Source organism: Nitrosophilus sp., from assembly GCF_982775275.1.
Window position 1 is genome coordinate 1 of record NZ_CEXZHP010000353.1, and the last position, 1,002, is coordinate 1,002.

2 protein-coding genes are annotated in these 1,002 nt (G+C 46.6%); both read left to right on the top strand.

The window, feature by feature from the left end; all coding sequences use genetic code 11:
- The first annotated feature begins 27 nt into the window (after nucleotides 1-27).
- Complete coding sequence (locus AC30RD_RS09975; RefSeq protein WP_489494419.1) at nucleotides 28-468, top strand: hypothetical protein; 441 nt, start codon at nucleotides 28-30, stop codon at nucleotides 466-468.
- Between the two features lie 11 nt (nucleotides 469-479).
- A partial coding sequence (locus AC30RD_RS09980) for a hypothetical protein (RefSeq protein WP_489494420.1) occupies nucleotides 480-1,002 on the top strand: 523 nt, incomplete at its 3' end.

Genomic DNA, 1,002 nt, shown 5'->3' on the forward strand with positions numbered 1-1,002 from the left:
CATTAATAAACTCCGTTGCCGCTATTAATGTCTTATGAAATAAGAAGGCTTCCAGTAGAGGAAGCACTTGAACGCTACACGGAGTTCAAGGAGCATATACACGGGGCTCTTAAGTACAGCAGCGGCGAGTGGACAGCGGTTCAAATAATGCAAAGCGTTATTACGGAACCTGCTATGTTTCAGATATGGGAGATCCTAAAGGACAATTGCCCAGTCGCCTTTGGCACAACTAAATACTTACAGTATCACAACTTCACAGCTATGCATATCATGACATTGGCTGGAGATACTGATGGAGACATTGCAGAATGGTCCAAGATATTTGAAGAAGAAATGAAGAAGCATCCTGAAGTGGACTGTCTAGAACTGACAGGACGCAGGGGCTTTGTAAAACAATTAGAGAAAGCAGGGTGGACCGAACGGTACACTACAATGCGGAAGTCGCTTAAAGCGGCATTAAAGATATAGGAGAAGAAGGCATGGCCTCAACAACTACTACTACAATTAGCGGATACGCTCCGCAGTTTCAAGATCAAGCTGGCTCCATATTGGAGGAACTACAGGGTCTATATGACGCTGGTCAACTAGGACAGACCGCAGGATTTAATCAAACACAACTGGGTGCTCAACAAGCTGGCTTAGGTGCCGCTGGTATTCAGACTGGACTTGAAGGACAACTTGCTGGAATGGCAGGACAAACTGATCTTTCTGGCATGAGACAAGGCGCTCAACAACAAGCTTTACAAGCACTTAACCTTAACGCTGCAGGCGCAGGTCGTGCTGGTGGTCTTGGCGGTTCTCGTCAGATGCTGAACAACCAATCTATTGCAAATGATTTAGCTGCTAAGTTCGGACAGATTGACATGCAGAGACAACAGATGGACTTCGCTAATACACAGGGAGCTCTACAAGCACAAGGTACTGGCGCAGCTTCAATGGCTGCCGTGGGTCTTGGTCAGCAGCAACAACAACAGAATGTTCTTGACGCTCCTTACAAAGGCG

Coding starts and splice junctions, on each gene's coding strand:
- AC30RD_RS09975 (WP_489494419.1), top strand. CDS start 28: ATGTCTTATGAAATAAGAAGGCTTCCAGTAGAGGAAGCACTTGAACGC.